We start from the raw sequence: 263 nt of genomic DNA, 5'->3' as shown, positions 1-263 counted from the left end.
CCGGATTCGATCGCTTGCTTGGCCAGCATGCGCGTCTTGAAGAAGCGCGCGGCCCACAGCCATTTGTCGAGCCGGACTTCGTCGACGAGATACGGATGCACCGGCAGCGTGTCGTCGGCTGCGTCCGCATCGCCGAGACGCTGATCGGAATCCTCATCCTGCATGCTTCATCTCCGCATCGGTGTCGGCCGGCAGACCGGCCCCGGAATCACCGGCAGGCCAAGCGCGAAGCGCAGCCGCCGGGTCGCGAGTTCGCGCCGCTC

At 66.9% G+C, this 263-nt stretch carries 1 protein-coding gene; it reads right to left on the bottom strand.

All coding sequences use genetic code 11. From position 1 onward, the window contains the following. A partial coding sequence (locus tag ACZ3HG_RS24010; protein ID WP_465334918.1) for a S4 domain-containing protein occupies positions 1-101 on the bottom strand: 101 nt, incomplete at its 3' end. Between the last annotated feature and the right edge of the window lie 162 nt (positions 102-263).

It is taken from the genome of Erwinia sp. PME.40.26/001 (assembly GCF_055556675.1).
Note: the sequence above shows the minus strand (reverse complement) of the source record. Positions and strands in the feature narration are given on the sequence as shown.